Consider the following 739-nt stretch of genomic DNA (forward strand, 5'->3'; position numbering starts at 1 on the left):
GCGCGGTGGGGCAGGTTCGTACAAAGCTGCGTCCAAGCGCAAACGGGTGATGGTGTGGATGCTGCGGTCGGTGAGTGCCGCCAGCAGGTCCAGAGCCGCAAAGCTACTGTCAGCAATGAGCATCAACTGCCGACGAGGGAGCCAGCGGCGGACCTGAGTCACCATCTGCCGCGCCCAATCGGTCAGGGTCTGGTGGCGACGCCCCTGCTGCTGGTTGTAGCGCGCGGAGGGAGTCAGCGCCGTCAAGACCGGCAGCGCCCAGAGACGCTGTGCCCAGGGAACTTTGACCAGGAGCATCAGGCTGAGCCAGCGCAGTCCACTCGCCTTGACGCAGTGGTCGCGACTGGAGCGGACGGGGTCGCGGTAGATGCCCCGAGCGGCGATGCGTCGCCCCCAACGGCGCTCAATGGTGTCGTCGATGACCAGGAGCAGGGGACCGGTGGGCGCGAAGGTTGCCAGCAGTTGATTCAGCAGGAGTTGGCTGGCAGCGAGCGGCGACCAGCGAGCGCGGCTGAGGACGCGATGGAAGTTCGGGTACTGCCTGGTGTGGGCGAGACCGAGGACGCGCAGAGCGGAGGTAACGGTGCGCTTGCCTGGAGCGAGGACAGCGCCCGTCGCGAGGAGAAGTGCCGAGCGCCAGACGGGTACCGAGAAGAGCGGCGCGAAGACTTGGAGGAGCTGAGAGAAATCCATTGGTCTGAGCCAAATCAGGATTTCTCCATCTTGCCCGTAGCCAGCC

The 739-nt window shown here is 65.6% G+C and carries 1 protein-coding gene; it reads right to left on the reverse strand.

Features of this window, described 5'->3' with window-relative positions; all coding sequences use genetic code 11:
* Positions 1 to 693: IS701 family transposase (locus tag KR51_RS16850; protein WP_051358277.1), on the reverse strand; the 693-nt coding region annotated here is incomplete at its 3' end.
* Positions 694 to 739 lie beyond the last annotated feature (46 nt).

This window comes from Rubidibacter lacunae KORDI 51-2 (assembly GCF_000473895.1).
In the GTDB taxonomy this organism is placed as follows: Bacteria; Cyanobacteriota; Cyanobacteriia; order Cyanobacteriales; family Rubidibacteraceae; genus Rubidibacter; species Rubidibacter lacunae.